The organism is Mesorhizobium sp. LNHC229A00 (assembly GCF_000502415.1).
Lineage (GTDB): Bacteria > Pseudomonadota > Alphaproteobacteria > Rhizobiales > Rhizobiaceae > Mesorhizobium.
This window is the reverse complement of record NZ_AYWQ01000240.1, coordinates 1-314: the sequence shown is the minus strand read 5'-3', so window position 1 is coordinate 314 and position 314 is coordinate 1. Positions and strand designations below refer to the sequence as shown.

Genomic DNA, 314 nt, shown 5'->3' with positions numbered 1-314 from the left:
AGGACCTGACGCCCTGGCTGACCGTGCTGCTGGAAAAGGTCGGTGCGACCGCACTGCCGGCCGCCGATCCTTCGGACCGCTCCGGCCAACCCGAAATACGGCCCGCGATGCTGAAAGACGGACAGGATCTCGCAATGCTGTCGGAAGAGGCGGAGAGGGTCATGCCCAAAGGGCGTAATTTTCAGTAGGCCCGACCCACCTTCGTCACCCACGGGCAGAGCAGGAGCGAAGCTCCGTGGGTGCGACCCGAGACGACAAACGCTATGGGTTGCTCAGCCGTAGATCTGCTTGTGGATCTGGTAGAGCATTTCCGA

Annotated in this window: 1 protein-coding gene; it reads left to right on the top strand. The window is 62.1% G+C overall.

Annotated features, from left to right (window positions below):
* A partial coding sequence (locus tag X742_RS1000000175225; protein ID WP_032925254.1) for a hypothetical protein occupies nt 1-188 on the top strand: 188 nt, incomplete at its 5' end.
* Between the last annotated feature and the right edge of the window lie 126 nt (nt 189-314).